The sequence below is a fragment of the Ekhidna sp. genome (assembly GCF_965227465.1).
GTDB lineage: Bacteria > Bacteroidota > Bacteroidia > Cytophagales > Cyclobacteriaceae > Ekhidna.
Genome location: NZ_OZ245746.1, coordinates 1,030,202 through 1,051,713 on the forward strand (window position 1 = coordinate 1,030,202; position 21,512 = coordinate 1,051,713).

The 21,512-nt window shown below is 41.1% G+C and carries 11 protein-coding genes; 6 read left to right on the forward strand and 5 right to left on the reverse strand.

Translation table 11 applies throughout. The features are described from left to right. Positions 1-77: 77 nt before the first annotated feature. The 5 genes from ACO05G_RS04750 to ACO05G_RS04770 form a co-directional block, all read right to left on the reverse strand. Entirely contained in the window at positions 78-1,415 is a 1,338-nt protein-coding gene (locus ACO05G_RS04750; protein ID WP_421764925.1) for a hypothetical protein, read from the reverse strand. Positions 1,416-1,676: 261 nt separating this feature from the next. Next, the gene (locus ACO05G_RS04755; protein WP_421764926.1) at positions 1,677-2,966 is read right to left on the reverse strand and encodes a M20/M25/M40 family metallo-hydrolase; all 1,290 of its coding nucleotides are present in this window, start codon (positions 2,964-2,966) and stop codon (positions 1,677-1,679) included. An 82-nt stretch (positions 2,967-3,048) separates the two neighbouring features. Next, positions 3,049-6,510, reverse strand: coding sequence for an amidohydrolase family protein (locus ACO05G_RS04760; protein WP_421764927.1), 3,462 nt, complete (start codon positions 6,508-6,510; stop codon positions 3,049-3,051). 140 nt (positions 6,511-6,650) lie between these two features. Beyond that, positions 6,651-8,087, reverse strand: coding sequence for an alpha-amylase (locus ACO05G_RS04765; protein ID WP_421764928.1), 1,437 nt, complete (start codon positions 8,085-8,087; stop codon positions 6,651-6,653). A 176-nt stretch (positions 8,088-8,263) separates the two neighbouring features. Continuing rightward, positions 8,264-11,104, reverse strand: coding sequence for a triple tyrosine motif-containing protein (locus ACO05G_RS04770; protein WP_421764929.1), 2,841 nt, complete (start codon positions 11,102-11,104; stop codon positions 8,264-8,266). 230 nt (positions 11,105-11,334) lie between these two features. On the opposite strand from ACO05G_RS04770, the gene ACO05G_RS04775 reads away from it, so the two are divergent. The 6 genes from ACO05G_RS04775 to ACO05G_RS04800 all read left to right on the forward strand — a co-directional run bounded on the left by ACO05G_RS04775 (position 11,335) and on the right by ACO05G_RS04800 (position 21,512). Next, positions 11,335-12,798, forward strand: a complete 1,464-nt coding sequence (locus tag ACO05G_RS04775) for a PKD domain-containing protein (RefSeq protein WP_421764930.1) — start codon at positions 11,335-11,337, stop codon at positions 12,796-12,798. A gap of 102 nt (positions 12,799-12,900) precedes the next feature. Further along, positions 12,901-14,007 (forward strand): glycoside hydrolase family 16 protein, encoded by a 1,107-nt coding sequence (locus tag ACO05G_RS04780; RefSeq protein ID WP_421764931.1) that lies wholly within the window; start codon positions 12,901-12,903, stop codon positions 14,005-14,007. Between the two features lie 57 nt (positions 14,008-14,064). Beyond that, the gene (locus ACO05G_RS04785) at positions 14,065-17,157 is read left to right on the forward strand and encodes a SusC/RagA family TonB-linked outer membrane protein (RefSeq protein ID WP_421764932.1); all 3,093 of its coding nucleotides are present in this window, start codon (positions 14,065-14,067) and stop codon (positions 17,155-17,157) included. 20 nt (positions 17,158-17,177) lie between these two features. Continuing rightward, positions 17,178-18,758 (forward strand): RagB/SusD family nutrient uptake outer membrane protein, encoded by a 1,581-nt coding sequence (locus ACO05G_RS04790; RefSeq protein ID WP_421764933.1) that lies wholly within the window; start codon positions 17,178-17,180, stop codon positions 18,756-18,758. Positions 18,759-18,819: 61 nt separating this feature from the next. Further along, positions 18,820-20,244, forward strand: a complete 1,425-nt coding sequence (locus tag ACO05G_RS04795; protein WP_421764934.1) for an MFS transporter — start codon at positions 18,820-18,822, stop codon at positions 20,242-20,244. Positions 20,245-20,324: 80 nt separating this feature from the next. Beyond that, the gene (locus tag ACO05G_RS04800; protein ID WP_421764935.1) at positions 20,325-21,512 is read left to right on the forward strand and encodes a glycosyl hydrolase family 17 protein; all 1,188 of its coding nucleotides are present in this window, start codon (positions 20,325-20,327) and stop codon (positions 21,510-21,512) included.

Sequence of the window (21,512 nt, forward strand, 5' to 3'; positions counted from 1 at the left end):
GTTGCTAAAAGCATTGAAGTTTCTAGTTCGTATTAAAATATCAAAAGGCTCATTTCGCATATTCATTTTAGTGTTTGTTATGCATCTTCTTCATTCCAGGTGATATAGAATTTGAAAATTAAATCAGTTAGATATGTTTTTCCTTCGTCAACATATAACACAGGGCGTGTTGTATTTTTTTCTAAGTTTTGATTGACCTTTTCGACTGCTTGCTTAATCTGTGTTCTGAATGAATTCTTAAAAGATGTTTCATCACTGTAAGTTCCATTATCAATAAATTCTTGAACCTTCTGTGGATCCATATGGTCCCATGCCCATTTAAAAATGTCTGTATAATGAACTCCTTTTTCCAATTCTTCAATTTCCTTGTCTTTAAGAACCTTTAATATTTCTTCATATTGATTGAAAGCTTTGTTTTCCTGTTGTTTTCTTATTCCGGCATTTATAATTCCGTAAATATCGTGGTAGTCATTATCCAACTTGTTAGCAATTTCCTTACAAGATTTGAATACCTCATTTTTATTATCAATCCTTTTCTGTTTAGACTGTGTTTCTTCTACACCATTGTTAGTGAGGAGTACCTTGCAGATATATTGAACTAAAAAGGCATTCTTCATAGATGCTTTAATTATTTCATCAATTACATCTTCTGATAGCCAAACATTCAGCTTTTTTATTCCGGAGTTAATTAATTCTCTAATTTCATCTTTGGTTAGGTAATCAAAGATCAAGTGTTCAAGTCGTCCAGATAAATCAGGATTGTTCCTCAACGCTCTGTTGGGACTACTCGGAATTCCGATTAAAACAAATAAGATTTCATCGTCCAAAAAATGTTTTAGATCCTCTGAAAGAGTTTTGTTAAATCTTGAATTGATCAGATGGTAATCTTCAAGAATTATGAGAATTTGTTCATCCCTTAATTTATTACAGAGAAAATTTACATCGATTTTGACCTTAGTTTTTTCTTCAGTATAGATGTAACTATAATTTATTTCAGAAGCTAAAGATGCTGAAGCACTCGCTACATCTTTCGATCCAAGAGTGGAAGAAATTGAAGATGTGTCCTTTCCTCCCTGCTGATCTTGAGTAGTTATAATTTGCCCCAGACCCACTTCCGAGGCAATTTGATTGTAAAGTTGGTCTATTGTTGATTCATTATTGCACCTGAATGTGACTAGGCTGAAGTCCTTTTTTTCAAGATGTTTTTTACGGTATACTGTTTTTCCACTTTTTGAATATCCTAGAAATAATAGGACGCTATCTCTTCCAATAAAATAATCTTCGATTTTGGCATTAAAAGTTCTCCGTTCTACAAAAGTGTGTTTCGGTACACCGCTAACTTTGAACACCTCATTTGTCTTAAACGTAGGTAATGAATTTTCTTTCTTGCTGAATATTCTTTTTAACCAATTCATTTGAGTCAATTATAGTGATGCATAACATCCGGATTAGTGCACATTTATACACTATATCTAGCTTATATGGTGGCTAAAGATAATACCTAACTCTTGTTTCAAAAAAACGATCATTTATACCTCCGTTTTAGACGCTTTGATAAAACCATAAAAAGAGGTGTGACATCTAACAATTGTATAAACGCCACAAACCCGTGCAAATCGTAATTGCTGGCAAATTTGACGTTCAAAAAGGAAAATTAGTCAAAAATTTCATTCAGCTCAGTCTCGTGTCAATCGGTAGATGAGTACAGCGGCTCTTTGCGTAAGCACTTCTACGGTCCGCAGGTCCAGGTATTCCTGAGGGGTGTGAGCGCCTCTGCCCATGGTGCCCAAGCCGTCGATTCCATCTACAAACTCGGCTACAAATGAGATATCAGCAGCTCCTCTCCGGCCGGGATCCCATGCTTCTACGGGCCCCTGACCCATGTCCTCACTTACCTCACTTAAAGCAGCCAGTATTTTCTGGTTTCCATCGGTTGGCGGCATGGCAGGATAGCTGTCAATAAAGGAGATCTCTGCGCTCGTCTGAGGCAGGTTGTTTTTTACAATCTCACGCATTTTAGCCCGTGCATTTTCTTTTTGTTCCTCGGTGATGAATCGCAAACCTCCGGTTACAATCACTTCCTGGGCCACCACATTGGACTTTCCAAAGGCTGTTCCTCGTTCCAGTAGGTTGTCGAAATCTACTTTCGTTCCTCCCAGAATGACTCCCGGATTGAAGGTGAGGTATTGTTCTCCTTTTACATCTGTGTAAAACTGATGAAGAATCCGTGAGGTCTCGAAGATCGCCCCGGCACCTACACGTTCATTGAAAATACCTGAAGAGTGGGCACGCTTGCCGGTTACTTTCAGCTCCCATCCGCTGGAACCTCTCCGTGCAATGGTGGCATTGTTAAATCCGGTGGAGGTTTCAAAACCCAAGGCGATATCACTGCGTTGTGCAGCCTCGCGAATGTGCTTTCTACTTTCGCTAATGGGTTTTCCAGAAGCTTCCTCATCACCATGTAGCGCCACAATGATCTGTGTGTCTTCAAGGGCGTCAACGGCATGCAGTGCTTTGAGTGCGTAAAGGATGACCACATTCCCACCTTTCATATCGTTGGCTCCCGGCCCCCAGGCTATACTGTCCTGCTTCTGCCATTTTTGAAATGGACTGTCTTTCGGGAAGACCGTATCCAAATGCCCAATGAGCAGCAAACGTTTGCCTTTTGTGCCTTTATTTTCTGCAAATAAATGACCTGCTCTGTTTACTTCTTCAGGCATGTCGTACCACGTAACACTCAACCCCAGGTCGGCAAAGGCTTTTTCAAAGGGAACTGCAGCGGCTCTGACTCCTTCAAAATTCATGGTCCCGCTGTTGATGTTGACATTGGCTTCCAGAAACTTCAATGCTTCAGCATTGTTTTTGGATACTTCAGCTATGATCTTTTTTTCGGTCTTCGATAGCTGTGCCTGGAGTGTAACGCAGAAAGCCAGCATGGAGAGTGCAAGTGCAGTTCGTAATTTCATCTGATTCGAATTTAGGTTTAGTTAAAAATAATAAAGTCGAACCAGTGCTGGTCCGACTTTAAGAATCTGTTTGGTTTAATGATTACTTTTCGCCGGGCAAATTCATGGTGCCAGGCCCATCTTTCACCCAGTAAAAATCAGGAGCTTTCTTCTCACGAGGATACACTTCATTGAGTGTGCTTCCCTCGTAAAGACGTCCGTTTTTCATGATGTGGGAAATGGTGTTGGTATTACGGATGTCCTCCAAAGGATTTTTATCCATGATGATCAGGTCAGCCAGCTTGCCTTCCTCAATCGAACCAATATCCTTACTCAAACCAATGGCTTTTGCCCCTAGTATGGTTGCCACTTTCAAGGCGTCTAGCTCAGGCATTCCACCACTTTGGATGGACCACAGTTCCCAATGGTAACCAAGTCCCTGTAATTGTCCGTGAGAACCTACTCCGGCGATTCCACCTGCTTTTACGAGATCACCTACAAACTCACCATGACGTGAAAAGATGTGTTCCTCCGGGATAAACCAGGCTCTTCTTCTACGTGCCTTCTGATCTATCTCAATCTTCGGTGTATAGAAGTTGAGTTTAGCATCTCCTACCACATTTTCCGTGGAGTAGAAATATTCTTCGGCCCAAGGCCCACCGTATGATACCAGAAGTGTTGGCGTGTAAGCCATCTGTGCTTTAGCTACCATCTGAGTGATATCACCATAGATGGGGTGGATAGGGAAGGAGTGCTCGTGCCCCGGATAACCATCAATCAGTTGAGTCAGGTTTAGTTTCATGTCCAAAGCACCTTCGGTCGTTGGCATCAATTTTTGTTCCTTAGCTGCCTGAATGATCCATTGTCTGTGCTGACGATTTCCCGTCATGTACATTTTAATGGTCTTGGTATTGAAGTACTCGGAGTATTGCTTCAGTACATTTTGCGCCTGCTTCAGGCTCTTGAGGTTATAATACCAGAAACCTACACCTGGCCCGGTTGAATATACTCTTGGTCCGAGTAGGTCACCCGTTTCCACCATATCTGAATAGGTCAACACATCAGTGGTAGCTGTTTGTGGATCACGTGTCGTGGTAACTCCGTACGCCAGGTTAGCGGCATACATCCAGACCTGGTTTTTCTGAAGTCCCCAGTTAGGCCACATGTGCGCATGCGTATCTACGAACCCCGGAGTGATGGTCTTGCCACTCATGTCCATGGTTTTTACTCCATTTGGTACTTCCAATGATCCGGAAGCGCCGACTGCCTTGATTCTGGCATTTTCGATGAGAATATCCCCATTCTCAATTACCTCATCTCCATTCATCGTGACAATGCGAGCCCCGGTAAGCAGGATCGTGCCATCAGGAATGTCCTTTTCTACTTTTACTTTTACCCGAATCTCGTTGGGCTTGTAACCTTCATCTTCTTCTTCGTCTTTATCCTTGTCATTCTCCCCATCTTCCTTTTCTGCATCATCATCATCTTCTCCCTCTTCTTCGGCATCATCATCCTCGTCTTCATCATCTTCTTCCTCCTTTTTCTTCTCCTCTTCTTCCTTCTTCTTTTTTTCTTCGGCTTCTTTCTTTTTCTTTTCTTCAAGCTCCTTTTTTACTCGCTCAGCTTCTGCCATATCATAAGCGAAATAGGCATTACCAAGGGTGAAGTTGACCGTGTTTCCATCTGCATTCCAATGCGCGAACTCTCCTCCGAAAGTGGTAAGCTTCCAGGACGGAAAGGAGGCACTCTCCGGGTTTGATACCGAAATAGAAACTGTTTCAGCACCCACCGGAGGTACGGTCACCACAAAAACGTCATTGTTGATTCTTGCCAATGCCCGATCTCCTTTTGGAGCCATTGTGATGTATTGTGCGTTACTTGGTCTTCGCTGAGGCTCAGTGAAAGTCTCTTCTAATGCATGATTATGATGAATCAATGCTGGATAGGTCATGATCCCCGTGATTTTCAGGTGTTCTTTTTCATCGGTACCGTCCCATCGCATGGACATGAGGCCCTTACCCCCGTGGTACATGTAAATACGATCATCGCCTTCAACAAAATGGAGGTTTCCTCTTCCACCGGATGCTTTAATCTTGGTGCTATTTCCACCATTTGCACTGATCCAACCAATGTGCATCTGTGCGCCAAAGCTGAATGGATCTACTGCATTTTCATAGGCTTGAGCAGGACCATAGATGAACACAATCCGATTGGTTTTTGCATCCCATGCCAGGTCAAGGTATGTGCCAGCCTCATTGGTAAGCTTGGTTGCTCTGCCTCCGGTGGCTTTTATCTTGTAAATGTTTCCTTCCGTTCCTTCCCAGGTAGTGAATGCAATGGACTGACCATCGGGCGACCACTCAGGCATAGCTTCTGTGAAATCATTCTTCGTTAGTCTTTTCGGTTCACCGTCCGGATAATCCATCACATACAGTCTGTTCAGGGCTGTGAAAGCGATCTTGCTTCCATCAGGCGATCGAACGGCATCCCGGATTTGATTAGCCACCATTTCCTTTTCATCCAGGATCGGGTAATCAAATTGTACCATGGGTCCAAAGTCTAATTCCTCATCTACTTCGAATGGAATTTCTGTTGCGTCCCCTCCGTTGATAGGTATTCTCCAGATTTTACCACCGTAAGAGGCAATCACTGATTGATTATCAGGGGTAAAAGACATGGCCGGATACACCCCAAGTCGAGCTCTGGATTCCTGATCATCTCTTCTTACCGGGAATGCCAACCAGCTTTCTTCGCCGGTCTGCAAATTTCTTTTCATCAAGCCTGTTTCTGTGTTGTATCGGGTTCCATATACCAACCACTTGCCATCTGCAGAAAGGGTAGGAGAGAAAGCGGAACCGTATTGGTTGGTTTGAGTAGCCATTTCCCCGGTTTCGCGATCATAAGTAGCGATCTGGTATTGTGGCATAGCGGCATTGTATTGCCATGCACCAAACCTTCGTGCATACCAGATGTAGCGGTCATCTCCTCCAAAAGCAGGTTCTATTGTTTGCAAACCGTCAGGTTTTTTGATCAGCTGAATTCCACTACCACCGTCTTTGTGATACATGTGCATTTGTAATACGCGACCACCTTTCGATGCAATGATGTATTTGCCATCGGGCGTCCATTCTGCTGCCTGATAGTATTTGTCTTTGTCTTTTGTTATTTGTTTTGGCTCGGCTTCTTCATCTGTCAAGTCAAGCGTCCAAATGTTTTCAGAGCCACTTTTATCAGATGTAAAGACGATTGACTTTCCATCCGGACTGTATCGTGGATGGGTATCAAAAGCCATTCCTGAGGTAATTTGTGTTGCCTTTCCTCCGGCCATCGGGATGGTATAGATGTCGCCCATCATATCAAAGGCGATGGTGGAGCCATCAGGACTTACATCAAGTGAAATCCAGGTTCCTTCTTTGGTTTGAAGTCGGATTTTTCTTTCCGGCTCCAGCGGCAATTCCTTGGTTGCTTTCTTTTCTTTGGTTGTATCTGCCTCAGACTTTTTATCATCCTGAGCAAATACACATACGCTCATAAGGGTGAGCAGCGCTATTAGGTAATTTCTCATTTCTCAGTGTACGTTAGTTAATTGAATACACAAGATATTTGAAAATTTCGGATGCTGTAGGGGAAGTTACATGAGTGGAGGGTACATAAAAAAAGCCGAACTGAAAGTCCGGCCTTTTAGATATAACCAAATACAATTTCTTAAATATTAGGTGACCAAACACTGTAGCTATTTGGAGGGCATTGAATTTGGACCCAGCCACCACTTTGTGTGGTTGGATACCATCCAGAGTGGCCCGTGAAATCCTTAATCTGGGTATTATACCAATTGGTTGGTACCCATCGGGTTTTCCATGAGCTGGAATTGTTGATGTAGACGATTAAGCCCGGATTGCCATTGTATCCATTTCTTCTCGCTACATACTCATCGTTATCTACATGCAGAATACTGGTAGTACCCGTTGCTTTATTGTTATGAATCCAGATGAGGTTATTGAGTTTGTTTTTATCCAGCCACGCTTCGTAATCCTGGTAAAAAATGGTTGGGTATCCTTCATGTGTCAGGATGTATGCATAAGCCAACATCTTATTCCATATTTCATCTGTGTCGTGGTTAGTTACAAATGTTACGGCTTTATATGGATTGCGTTTCCACATCATGTCATCATTCAACAAGTTGAGGTTGTTACCATCAAAAGCGTCATTCATTTTATAATAGCAGGCAAAATCGAACACACTACTATTGGCTGAATTAGCCCATGACTCCAGCCAGTTGACGTCTGAGTCCCATAGCTCTCCAACTGAAAACCCACCAACTGCATTATTCCATGCTGCTACTACCCATGGGTCAAATCCTTTGACATAGTCAAACCTCCAGCCATCAAATCCCATGGTGTTTTTGTAGTACTTCGCTACGCCATCAGAACGATTCCATAGCCAATCCTGTACGTAGGGCACGTCGTGACATAAATCCGGAAAGCCACCAAAGAAGCCGGCATCTCCACCATGTACCCAGTTTGGATGGAAATCGTGTTGTGATCGTAGAAATTTTCCGGATGCAACTCCTGTGAAATCGGTCCAGGTGTTCGTGCCGGTGTATTGATTTGCTTCTAATTGTCCACCACTATTGTGATTAAGTACAATATCGGCGTATACCTGCATATTTTCGGCATGGGCAGTGTTGATCAGCGACTGAAGCTCGGTTTTGGACCCAAACCGGGTTTCTACCGTCCCGTTTTGATTGTAGTTTCCAAAATCAAAATAGTCGGTAGGATCATATCCCATGGAAAATGCCCCATTTTGAGCTTTTGAAACCGGAGGTAACCAGACAGATTCAATTCCGGCGCTAGACCAGGCACTCAATTTCCCTTTAACCGTATTCCACCAGGTACCGCCTGCAGGCACATCCCAATAGAAGCCCTGCATCATGACTCCACCTCCGGGTCCGGCGGTATATCTACCCTTCTGGTCCCCACGGTTGGTACCGGTATCAAAAGGCTGACCATCATGGTCTGTGACGTGTATAACTGAAGTGCTTTCCTGAGCCTTGTCAAGCTCAGTAACTGCATGATCTTCTTCGCAGCTAAATAGGAACATCATAAATCCCGTTCCCAATAGGATTTTAGTGAGTTTTCTCATAATAAAATTGTGATTGTTTAATACACTTAAATTACCCGTTCTGAATGAGATTATTGATAAAGTGAGAATGTAAATAGCTGAAAATCAGTCATTTTTACATTTCATCTAATACGAAAACGTTTGCGTGTTAAGAGATTCGCAATGTGATTGGAAGTATATTTTACAGAAGTAGTATGTTAAAAATTATCCAGGTATTCCACCAGATTGGTTTCACGCTGAATTCCAAGTTTTTTTCGTAAACGATAGCGACCGAGTTCTACACCACGGATGGTGATATTCATTAGGTTGGCAATGTCTTTTGTGCTCATGTTCATTTTTAAATATGCACACAGTTTTGTCTCTTGTGGCGTCAGGTGTACTTCTTGCTTGATTTTATGAAGGAAGTTACCATGGACCTGGTCAAAGTGGTGGGCGAAAGTTTCCCAGGCCTCATCCTCATCGATGTTTCGATCGATGGATTTAACGATTTTGTTCAGTGTTTCTGTATTGTCTTTGTTTTCGAGCGCGTCGTTGATTTTCTTTCTAAGGGACATCACAAATTCATTCTTACTTAATAAGTGCATCGTGACGGAGGCAAGCTGACTGTTTTTGTGCTCAATTTCCTTTTTAAGGCTTTGATTTTTTAAGCTCTGAATCTCCTGGTTGGTTTTCTCTGAAAACTCTGATATTTCGCGTTCTTTGGATCGTATTACTTCTTCTTTAGTAAGATTGATAAATCGTTTTTCGACTTTATGTTTTCGCTCCCGAACCAATAATACGGATGTAAAAATGAATAGGATTAGTGATGCATAGGCTGCATATGCGAGGTTGGTTTCATACCATTCAGGGTTTATGGTGAAATTGTATCTGCTGACGACACTCTCGTTACCATATACATTCATGGCTTTCACTTCAAAAGTGTAATCTTTTGCTGGAAGGTTAGTATACTCTTCCCAGTTTGTTGCGCTCCATTCAGACCATTCATTTTCATAAGGCATCAGGCGGTAAGCATATTTAATATCATTTAATCCATCAAAATAGGGCGATGAATATTCAAATCTTAGTCGTTTCGTTTTTTCAAGGGCCTTAGATTTAAAGAACGTGCCTGAAATATGAGAGGTGGAATCATCGTGATTTGTGACTGAAACATTTTTTAAATGGGCGTGAAAAACTTCCTTAATAGGTTGATCCCAATCAGGTTTATACAAAACAAAACCTTCCTTTGCACCAATTAGGATTGATTCTGAGTTCAAGAGATTGATATTTTCAAGATCATCGCTAATAAAGCCGTTTATTTTTCTGAATTGCTTTTCCTGAATTTCATAGACTCCTATTGTTTTTCTCTTAAGCACGCCCATTTCACCATTTGCTATAAAATAAATGTTGCCATTTGCGGCCTCTTTGATCTTGCTCACATGTCTATCGCCAAACCATTCATTTAAAAATGGATGTCGGTCAAAAGAGTCCGATTCGGCATTGTACAGATAAACACCTAACTCACCGGTGAAAATCAATTCGTTACCTATTTGATATACGCTGATAAGTATGTCGGACGGGAATCCGCTATTTGCCCCATATCGTTTAACATCATGGATTGAATCTCCCTTAATGGTTATTTTAAATGCACCTTTATAGCCATGAGTCATCCACAAAGTAGTATCATTTTCAAATTCAAATACCCGCGACGATTCCGCCAAACCTTTTAAGTATTTTGTGCTTTGCGTGTTACCAATTTGATTAATCAGGTAAAAGCCGTCGTATGTTCCACCTAACCACTTGGAATTTCCGATTGCTTTAAACTGCCATGTGCCAGTCGCATCAAAAAATTGATCGGTACCTGAGGAATTTAATTTGAAGGCCCCTTCGTGATGGCTAAGGATAATTTTTCCATCGATGATAGATAAGTTATTTACCAATCCCTCACTTCCGTTTATTAAGGAATATCCCCTGATTGAGCGAAAATCTCTGTCTTCATATGGCTTAAAGAGCCCACTACTGGTGCCTAAGTAGATAGTGTTGTTATGAACAGATGCAACGTAACCAGTCCCTTCAAGCCCTACATTTTCATTGATTAAGGAAAACGGAGATCCAAGTTCAATTACACTAATCCCATTGTTTAGTCCTACCCATAAATTTTTAAAGTCATCTTCATACAAAGAAAGAACCGTTCTATGATTCAATCCTTTGTTTTTGGTTAAGTGTTGAATAGGGCTAAGGTCCTTGTCTAAGATAATGAGACCATTGTTTTGTGTAGCAATCACTACATGGTCATTGGATAGCTTCAGCACTTTATTGATCTTTGCGTCCGCTAAGAAGTTATCAATTTGAGCATAATAGCGCTTTAAGTTGCCTTGATTGTAGTGATAGATTTCCCCATCATAGGTAAACATCAAATAGTTTCCATCTTGCTTTATCGCGCCTCGAAAGCTTTTCTGTGATTTGTGTACTTTTTTAAAACCCTCCCCATTTTTTTTAATGTAAATCCCGTTCGTGGATCCGGCAATCAACTCGTTATTTGCTTGCATTAGAAATTCTACACCATCAACGTTTTTGACAGAGGTTATCCTGTCGTTTTTAATGCTGACAATACTTCCATTGATATTTGCATATATATTTCCCTGAAAGGTGATCAAATCCCAGATTTCATCTACGGCGATACCGGACGGAATTCTATCCAATAAGCTCTGGTAGGATAGGCCTTTTGAGGTTCGATCAAAGTATCCTAGCTGTCTTTGCCCTCCAACATATATTCTGTTGCTTGTCTCATCTACTAAAACAGATCTTGTTTTTGTTGCTCCATCTATTGGATAACTATTCCAGGTAGCTCCATCAAACTCCAGCAGGCCATAGTTGTTAGCTACATAGATGTAACCAGTAGTATCTTGAGCAATGCCCCAGTTTTGAATACCGCCATTGTATTCAGATGGAGTAAATGTGGTGATAAGCGGAATCGATATAAGATCATTTTTCTTAACCAGGGTGGTTTGAGAAAAAACCCAGTTTGTTGAAAAAATCATAAAAAGCAAGATGTTTTTCATCCGCATAGTAGAGTATTTGTTTTTTAAGTAAGAAATAATTGAGAAAGTAAAAATTATCTCTATTCATTCAAATGTACGATTTTAATTGTAATTGATGTAATGAGAATTTAGATATGATGAGTTTTTGATGTAGTGTATTAAGGGGAATTTTCAAGGATTATATAATAGTATTGTTGAGTCGATTGGGAAAAATCTTAAACGACAGGTATTAATTTAAAATATTAACTGAAATGAAAAAATCACAATTATTCAAGAGTATCGGTCTTATGATGACCTTTGCTACAATGATGTTTTTAACATCATGTTTTTCAGAAGATGACATCCAAGATCTTCTGGATCCGGTTGCAAGTTTTCAATTTGAAGTAAGTACTGATAACTTTTTGGAAGTATCATTTACAAACTTTTCATTGAATGCTGATTCATACGCATGGACGTTTGGTGATGGAGGTACCAGTACTGAAACTGATCCTACATACACTTACATGGAAGCAGGGACATTCACTGTAACACTTGTAGCCTCAAATACAAATGGAGCTACTTCAACTTTTACAGATGAAGTAACAATCACAGATCCTTTGGCAGCTCAACGTGCACTGATCGGAGAAAATGGAAAAGTATGGCAGCTAGTAGCGGATAATTCTACTGGTGTAAATCCTTTGCAAGTTGGCCCAACAGATAGATCAGCTGTTTGGTTTGCAATCGCAGACCTTTGTTCGCGCGAATGTATATTCGATGATACGTGGACATTTAACACAGACGGAACTTTTACATACGAAAACAACGGCGACTACTGGTATGAAGGTGGACTTTTCGCAAATGGCTCTGAATCTTGTTTTGAAGCTATCGATGCAAATTATGTAGGTCCTGGTGGTGAAGATTTAACTGACTGGAACTCAGGAACTCATCCGTTCACTTACGATCCAACTTCAACATCTTTAACCATTAATGGAGGCTTTATCGGTTTAACTAAGGCAGGAACTGATAAAGATTCCTATACTTCTCCGCAACCATCTGTTACCTACAATGTTGCGAAATTGGTTGAAGTTGAAGGTGCGGCAGATACACTTGTACTAGAGACCGATCTTACTGACGATGATGGAGTAGTATTTGGCTACTGGGCATTTACACTTGTTAGTTATGCAAATGCATCGGATGCTGTTATTGTTGAAGAATGCCCTACATCAGAGAAAACATTGATTGACGTGGTGGAAATTGATTTTGAAACAAACTCGCCAACATTTGGTCCTTTTGGAGGAACTGACGATGCAGGTGGAGGAATGACATTTGCAGCTATTGCCAATCCCGATGCTTCAGGAATAAATACAAGTGCAACTGTAGGTGAGCTTTTCGAACCGGCAGCAAGTAAATTTTATTCTGGTGCATCAACTACTCTTGACGGATATATTGATTTTTCTGTTAAGAAGACGATTAAAGTAAAAGTTTGGTCTCCGATAGCAGGATCAACGTTCAAGTTTAAGCTGGAAGACAGTGCTGATGCGAGTGTTGCCACTGAAACTGATTTTACGATTACCGCAGCTAATACCTGGGAAGAATTCGAAGTACTATACACGAGTAATGACACAGAGAAATATAATGTCATAGCAATATTCTTCGATTTTGATCCAAATGCTGATCAGTCTGACAAGGCGACTGAAAGAACTCATTATTTTGATGATATCATACTTGTAGAGTAAGAGTAATATTTTAAGTTAATGAAGTCGCGTTCCATGTAATGCATGGAATGCGGCTTATTAATAACCCCTCTCACCAAGCATTATTAAAAAAACCCAATATAGATGACTAATAAGTTTGGCATCCTATTTATTTTATTATCATTCATCGCTTTTTCATGTGATGACTCTGGCTCTGATATTTCCTCAAATGAGCCATCTAATTTAGTGGTTGATATAGTGTTATCTGAAGACACTCGAGATGTATCGATTACAGCAACAGCAGACAATGTTGTTGAATATCAATTTAATCTTGGTGACGGCAGTGACGCTGTAACCAATTCGACCGGTATGCTCGAATACACCTACGCCGAAGGCGGCAATTATTCATTGGAGATAAAGGCTTTCGGGTCTTCCGGAAAGTTTATTCGAGAAACTAAAACCATATCAATCGAAGATCCTGATTTATCCGGACCTATCGATGATACAGGATATACATCACCACTCTCCTACAATGGAATGAGCCTCATCTGGAACGATGAGTTTGAAGGTTCTGCGCTAAACGAAACTTACTGGAACTATGAAATAGGCACAGGCAGTGGAGGATGGGGCAATAATGAACTGCAATACTATCGAGAAGACAACACCTCCATGAGAGAAGGGTATTTGTTAATTGAAGCCCGAAGAGAATCATTTAGTGGAAGTCAATATACCTCTTCGCGATTGACGACAGAAGGAAAATTTGATTTCAAATATGGACGTGTAGACATAAGGGCTAAGATGCCAAAAGGGCAAGGGCTTTGGCCTGCGCTGTGGATGTTGGGAGCAAATTTCAGATCTGTAGGATGGCCTTACTGTGGTGAAATTGATATCATGGAAATGATTGGAGGCACTAACAATGAAGATGTGGTTCATGGAACCGCACATTGGGATGCTAGTGGAACCAAGGCTGATTTTGGTGGAAGCACCAGACTGTCAAGCGGAATTTTAAATGATGAATTCCATGTATTTACCATCATCTGGGATGAAACACAAATCAGATGGTTATTTGATGATAGGCAATACCATGCAATGAGTATTACACCTGCAGATCTTTCTGAATTTCAAGAAGAATTCTTTTTCATATTCAATGTGGCTGTTGGTGGTAATTGGCCTGGAAGCCCAAATTCATCAACCATATTTCCTCAACGCATGATCGTTGATTATGTGCGAGTATTTCAAGAGAACAATTAGCTAGTTAATTAACCAGCTTCTATAATTCAATATTTAGTGGATTAAAACATACTAACCATGACCCAAAAAATAAAAATATTATTGTTTGCTACATTGATTCATGTAGCGGCTTTTTCGATGGCTCAGGTAACTGTGTCGGGAACGATTACTGATGCTAACGGCGAGACTTTGCCTGGTGTCACGGTTCTTGAGGTAGGTACATCTAATGGCGCAATTACGGATATTGATGGAAAATATACCGTAAGTGTTGGATCAAAAGAATCAGTTCTTTCTTTTACGTACATTGGATTTGCCGCTCAGGAAGTTGTTGTGGGAGAACGGACGGTAATCGATGTAGTTATGGAAGAGGACCTGGGTGAGTTGGAGGAAGTAGTAGTGATCGGTTATGGAACCAGAAAAAAGAAAGTCTTAACGGGTGCAATTAGCAGCGTTTCTTCAGAAGAATTAAATAAACAGCCGGTTGCCCGAATTGATCAGGCAATCCAGGGAAGGGTAGCTGGTGTTCAAATCTTGAATCAATCCGGTCAGCCTGGTGAGGCTCCTCAGATTCGAATTAGAGGTATTGGCACTAATGGTGACAATAGTCCATTGATTTTGGTAGATGGAATTGCTGTAGCCAGTATAGATAATATAAATGCTGGTGATGTTCAATCTGTAGAGGTACTAAAAGACGCAGCATCTTCCTCTATTTATGGAGCAAGAGCCGCTAATGGGGTCATTCTCATAACAACTAAATCTGGAGGTGATGGACGATTCTCCATTACCTATTCAGGATATGTCGGAGTTCAGAATGTGGCTAAAAAAGTAGATCTACTAAATGCAGAACAATATCAACAACTTATGGCTGACGCTGGAGCATCGGACCTAAACGGTAATCCTTTTGATCCAAATGAAATTCCTCAGAATAATACAAACTGGCAAGACCAACTTTACAGCAAAAATGTACCAATAGAATCTCATGAAATCTCCATGTCAGGAGGAAATGAAAAATCAAGTTTCGCATCAAGCATTTCTTATTTCAATCAGGAAGGGATCATCGGTGGTGATAAATCTAAGCTTGAGAGGTATATCGGTAGAGTTAAAGGATCTGTCAACCTGAACAAATACTTAAAAACAGGAGCAAGTGTTAATTACACACACTTAAAAGCGCGCGGAGTAACTAGTAATGGATCCTTTAATAGTGAACTCGGAAGTGCATTGAACATAGATCCTTTAACAGCCGTGTATGAGACCGACCCGGATGTCCTTACAGACCCGACAAGGTTTTATGCAAATAATCCAGTAGTGACTGATGAAAATGGCAATGTGTTTGGCATTTCTAATAATGTTGGGCAAGAGGTAGTCAATCCGCTAGCGCAATTGCAAATACAAAATGGGACATTCAGTAAAGACCAGATTTTAGGAAGATTTTATGCAGAGGCATACCCGATCGAAGGATTGACCTTTAAAACGGACGCAGGAATAGATTTAAGTTTCTTAGAAAATAATAATTTCAATGAGGCATACTTTTTATCAGCAACAAATGCCCGTGAGTTTACTGGCTTATTTAAAAGCTTTGCAAGGAATGTAACGCTGCAATGGGAAAACACCTTGATGTATCAAAAGGAAGTAGGTGATCATAGGTTAAATGCCTTGGTAGGAACTACTGCAGTTGAAAGAAAATTTGAAGATTTATTTGGAACCGCGCAGGGTGCTCCAGTAGAAAACCCTAACCTAAGATATTTGGGGTTAGCCGTAGACTCAACGATGGCTACCGGAAGTGGAGCTTTTAATAGTTCCCTGCTTTCCTACTTTGGTCGATTACTTTATGACTACAAAGATCGAATTTCTCTATCAGCTACCTATAGGAGAGACGGGTCATCTAACTTCGGTACAAATAATCAATTCGGTAATTTCTGGTCGTTTGGTGCCAGTTGGGTAATCAATGAAGAACCATTTTTTCCAGACCTGAAGAATCTAAGCTTCTTAAAACTTAGAGCATCATGGGGACAAAACGGAAATGACCGTATTCCGGGATTTGCTTTTGAATCTCCGGTAGATTTCAACATCGCCTATAATTTCCAGGGAGCACCATTCCAGGGAGCTACCCCTGCATTTTTTGCGAATCAAGACATTAGATGGGAGTCTTCCAATCAGTTAGATATTGCAATTGAAACCGGAATGTTTGATAATAGATTAACGGCAACTCTGGATTACTACAAAAGAGTAACAGAAGGACTTTTACAGTTTGAGCGATTGCCTGGTACTTTGGGTATTCCTGGAACCTTCAACAATGTAGGTGAGATGCAAAATGAAGGGTTTGAGATTGAATTAGGTTGGAGAAATACCTCTGGAGGTTTGAGCTATTCAATCGGACTAAATGCGACCTACAACAAAAATACCATGACCAAAATAGCCGATGAGTCCGGGTTCATCCCTGGCGCATCATGGGCGCTGGCAGGTGAAGTTACCCGAATCATTGAGGGACAGCCTGTGACTAGTTTCTTTGGGTATAAGACCAATGGCATATTCCAAACTCCAGCGGATGTATTCTCTTACATCGGGAGTGATGGAAACCCCATTCAGCCAAATGCTCAGCCAGGTGACATTCGATATGTAGATGTAAATGGAGATGGTCAGATCACCGATGATGATCGGACCGTTCTAGGAAGTCCGCTACCTGACTGGATTTTAGGGACTAACCTATCTGCTTCTTACAAAAACTTTGATTTCAGTGCACTTTTATCCGGTTCTTTCGGATTGGAGGTATTTAATGGAATGGGGAGACCTGATATCCCGACCTCAAACAGACAGACGTATATCCTGGATAGATGGACACAGGAAAATCCATCTAACAGTGTACCGCGGCTGGCAGTTATTGATCCAAACCGAAATTATACACGTGTGACTGATATGTTGAATATCCGTAATGGAGCCTTCGTAAGAGTCCGTAATGTTCAATTAGGTTATACCGTTTCTAAAAGTACTGTAGAAAAAATTGGTGCTACTAATTGGAGGGTGTACTTCTCAGTAGAGAACATCTATACATTCACCGGGTATGAAGGATCCGATCCTGAAGTTGGAGGGCCAAGTGTCGTCGATACTGGGATTGATAGAGGTATCTATCCACAGCCACGGACATTCAGACTAGGAACCAGTATATCATTTTAAGAAATTTTAAAAGAAAGACTATGAATAATCTCAATATCACATCGATTAAAAAAGTAGCTTTTTTAATACTTGCAGTAATCATAACTGCCTGTAGCAGCGATATCCTTGACGTAGAACCACAAGGTTCTGTTTTTGCGAGTAACTATTTTGTAACAGCCGACAGAGTTGAAGAGTCTTTGTATTCAACTTATGATGTTTTAGGCCATCAAAAGGGTAGAGACCTTGCATGGTCTCCCTATTTGGTAATTTCTGAAGTCCTATCAGATGATGCTTACGCCGGTGGTCAAGATGCGGGAGATGGTGCAGATGAAGATGAATTTAACAGGTTTCAGCTTGGTACTGCAAATGGAATTGTTCATTCAATATGGACAAGAAATTATACAGGCCTTTACAGAGCCAATTTTACCATTGAAAAAGCAGAGGCATTAGAAAATGTAACTGATGAGGTAAGAGCTCAACTTATAGCAGAGGCTAAGTTCCTTCGAGCCTATTTCAATTTTGAGTTAGTTCGATTTTTTGAGAATATCGTATTGTTGGATTTTACTCCAACCAGTGCTGATGATGTTAAAATACCTCAATCTGGTCCTGGAGAAGTGTACAACTTTATCGCATCTGACCTGGTCGATGCAATCGAAAACTTACCTGATTCTTATCCTTCTTCTGAAACTGGAAGGGCCACTCGCTGGGCTGCAAAGGCATTACTGGGAAGGGTTCATTTGTTTGAACAAGGTGTTTATGGCGTAGGAATGAGTGCAGATGGCACAGCAATTACAGATTCCTATGTTCTAACCCAATTGGAGGATGTGATTAATAACAGCGGTCACGATTTGGAAGCCAATTTCGCAGATATCTTTCTTTCATCTGCAGAGTTTGGAATTGAAAGTGTATTTGAAATTTCCTATGCAGGACTACCAGTAGGTGGAGATTGGGGTACTGAGCAATATGTGGAAGGAAATCTTGCAGCGCAAATGATGGGTCCAAGGATTACAAATTCATCCACCTATTATAGAGGTTGGGCGTTTGCTATTCCAACACATAAGCTTTTCCTAGACATGAACGGTGATCCAAGAAGGGATGCAACAATTCTTCAGCAAGCTCAACTTCAGGCAGAACCGGGTATTACTTTAAATACTGGATCCTACCAATATACAGGATACTATAACGCCAAATACACTACACGTTTAGCAGACCGAGGTACAGTGGGTACTCCTGAGCTTCATAATATGAGTAACTATCGAGCGATACGGTTTGCGGATGTATTGCTGATGGCAGCAGAGATAGGTAATAATGTTGCATACATAAACAGAGTACGCCAGCGAGTTGGATTAGCTGACCTGCCTGCTTACACAGAAGATGCACTATTCAATGAGCGAAGAATGGAGCTATCGGGTGAAGGACTGAGATACTGGGATCTTCTGAGAAGGGGACAAACGGTAGCAGCTCAAGAATTGACAATTTCAGGGGTTATTGGTCCAAATTATTCAGGTCCAAATGAAGTTTATGAAACCAGTTTCAATTCAGCTACTCGCGGATTTATTCCGATACCTCAAACCGAAATTGACCTTTCAAACGGGGTACTCACGCAAAATGACGGCTATTAATTAGCTGTCTAGGGTCTTGATAAATCAAGAACTCAGATAGCGCGGGTTTAATAAAACCATTGTGAGCAAAAACATAAGTAAAGACTTAGTCCCAATAGGACAGAAAATGGCCTATGGAACAGGTAATCTGGTTTTAAACCTTTTACCTGCTTCCTTAAATATTTTCATGTTCTTCCTTGTAACGGCCTTTGGCATGGATCCTTTCCTTGCAGGCCTGCTAGGAGGACTTCCCCGCCTATTTGATGCGGTCACGGATCCTATCATGGGATTTATCACAGACAATACAAAATCAAAATGGGGAAGAAGAAGACCTTATATCGTTATTGGAGCCATATTGAGTGGTGTCATTTTCGCACTGCTTTGGCAGCTTAATGTTGCCAACTCTCAGGACTATAATTTTTGGTACTTCCTAATCTTTTCGCTTTTGTTCACACTTGGTAATACCATGTATGCTACCCCATTTGTGGGTCTTGGTTATGAGATGACAACCGATTACAATGAGCGTACCAGATTAATGGCCTTTGCCCAAACAATGGGACAAATTGCCTGGATGGTGGTGCCCTGGTTTTGGGTCCTTGTAGCGGATCCTAGTCTTTTTGCTTCTCAAGATGAAGGAGTAAGAAAAATGGCAATTATTGTCGGAGCTGTCTGTATCGTGCTTGGTATTTTACCAGGTTTGTTTTGTAACGGGCTGGACGCCAGCGAGATGAAAAATCGGGCTCAATTGAACTTTGCTAGCATTTTCAAAAACCTGGCAAGTCTTTGGAAGAATATGAAGGAGATCTCTAACAATGGGCCTTTTTTAAGATTATGCGGAGCAACTTTTCTCGTTTTCAACGGATTTCAATTAATAGCCGGTTTTGCCTACTTCATTATCGTCTTTTATATGTTTAATGGTGATTACGGCCTCACAGGCTCATGGCCCGCATGGTTTGCAACGATGAGCGCAGTGGCAACTGCTTTTCTGGTAATACCAATCATATCCTATATGTCGGACAAGCTAGGAAAACGAAACGCATTCATTATTGCTACACTTATTTCAATTGTAGGATACACCTTAAAGTGGTGGGGTTTTAACCCGGCAAATCCGTGGTTGATTTTCATGCCTATCCCATTGATGTCTTTTGGAATAGGCGGTTTGTTTACACTGATGATGAGTATGACTGCCGACGTGTGCGATCTGGATGAATTGCGAAATGGGATGCCACGAAAAGAGGGCACATTTGGTGCTATCTATTGGCTGATGGTTAAAATCGGTCAGGCGCTTGCTTTGATCCTAGCTGGACTTGTACTTAAGGTAGTTGGCTTTGAGTCAGGAGCTGCCACACAGTCTATGGAGGCAATGACTAATCTTAGACTTGCTGATATAGTTATTCCCGCATTTACGGCTGCTCTTGCCATTTGGGTAATGTGGGATTACGATTTGACTGAAGAGAAAGTGGAAGAGATAAAAGAGACTTTAATTAAACGTAGAGGTGAATTGTAAAGCGAATGAAAAGCATATTCCTTTTTTTGCTCTTAATAACCTCTTCAATTATTACAACCAGTTGTTCTAAAAATAAACGCATGAACCAATCAAAATCAGCTTCAGAAATATTAGGGAATCCTGACCATCAGGCATTTTCGTTTGGAGGGTATCGAGGATTAAGCAGGGATAGTGTTCCGAGCGTTAATCAGCTGAAAGAAGGCTTACGCATCCTGTCGGCGATGGATATCAAACTTCTAAGAACGTACAATACACAACAGTACGCACATGCTGCTAATCTCCTTGAAGCTATACATCAGATGAAGCAGGAAAATGATGGGTTTGAGATGTATGTTATGTTGGGCGCGTGGATTGATTGTGAAGGGGCCTGGACGGATTATCGAAATCATGAAGCTGAAGACCTTAAAAATAATCAAGCAGAGATTGATGAGGCGGTTCGATTGGCTCAGAAATATCCTGACATTGTAAAAATCATCGCTGTAGGAAATGAGGCAATGGTGCATTGGGCGGAAGCTTATTTTGTGAGTCCTGCAATAATATTGAAATGGGTAAACCATCTTCAAGACTTAAAAAAATCAGGAGAATTAGCTCAGGATTTATGGGTAACCAGCTCAGATAATTTCGCATCATGGGGTGGTGGAGATTCGAGCTATCATAAGCCCGAATTGGAAGCATTAATAAAAGCAGTGGATTATGTTTCAATGCATACTTATCCGTATCATGATACACATTATAATCCCCATTATTGGCAGGTTGAAGATTCCGATACACTCTCAGAAATCGAGAAGGTGGATAATGCGATGCTTAGAGCCAGGGATTATGCCATTTCCCAATACCAAAGTACCAAAGACTATATCAAAAGCCTAGGGATCGAAAAGGAGATTCACATAGGTGAAACCGGATGGGCCAGTAAAACCAATGAACTCTACGGTAATGAAGGTTCCAGAGCTTCAGACGAATACAAACAAAAGTTGTATTACGATCATATTCGGGAATGGACAAATGGTGCCGGTCTTACCTGCTTCTACTTTGAAATATTCAATGAACAATGGAAAGATGCTTCTAACCCACTAGGGTCTGAAAATCACTTTGGACTGATCACTCTCAAGGGCGAGGCGAAGTACGCACTTTGGGACCTGGCAGATCAGGGAGTATTCGAGGGGATAACCAGAAATGGTTATGCAATTACCAAAACATTTGATGGAAATAAAGATGCTTTGATGGAGACCGTTGTGCCTCCAAGAAGTTTACAGCTATCTGAAAACTAA

Coding starts and splice junctions, on each gene's coding strand:
- ACO05G_RS04765 (WP_421764928.1), bottom strand. CDS start 8,087: ATGAGAAAACTCACTAAAATCCTATTGGGAACGGGATTTATGATGTTC.
- ACO05G_RS04785 (WP_421764932.1), top strand. CDS start 14,065: ATGACCCAAAAAATAAAAATATTATTGTTTGCTACATTGATTCATGTA.
- ACO05G_RS04760 (WP_421764927.1), bottom strand. CDS start 6,510: ATGAGAAATTACCTAATAGCGCTGCTCACCCTTATGAGCGTATGTGTA.
- ACO05G_RS04775 (WP_421764930.1), top strand. CDS start 11,335: ATGAAAAAATCACAATTATTCAAGAGTATCGGTCTTATGATGACCTTT.
- ACO05G_RS04800 (WP_421764935.1), top strand. CDS start 20,325: ATGAACCAATCAAAATCAGCTTCAGAAATATTAGGGAATCCTGACCAT.
- ACO05G_RS04755 (WP_421764926.1), bottom strand. CDS start 2,966: ATGAAATTACGAACTGCACTTGCACTCTCCATGCTGGCTTTCTGCGTT.
- ACO05G_RS04750 (WP_421764925.1), bottom strand. CDS start 1,415: ATGAATTGGTTAAAAAGAATATTCAGCAAGAAAGAAAATTCATTACCT.
- ACO05G_RS04790 (WP_421764933.1), top strand. CDS start 17,178: ATGAATAATCTCAATATCACATCGATTAAAAAAGTAGCTTTTTTAATA.
- ACO05G_RS04780 (WP_421764931.1), top strand. CDS start 12,901: ATGACTAATAAGTTTGGCATCCTATTTATTTTATTATCATTCATCGCT.
- ACO05G_RS04770 (WP_421764929.1), bottom strand. CDS start 11,104: ATGAAAAACATCTTGCTTTTTATGATTTTTTCAACAAACTGGGTTTTT.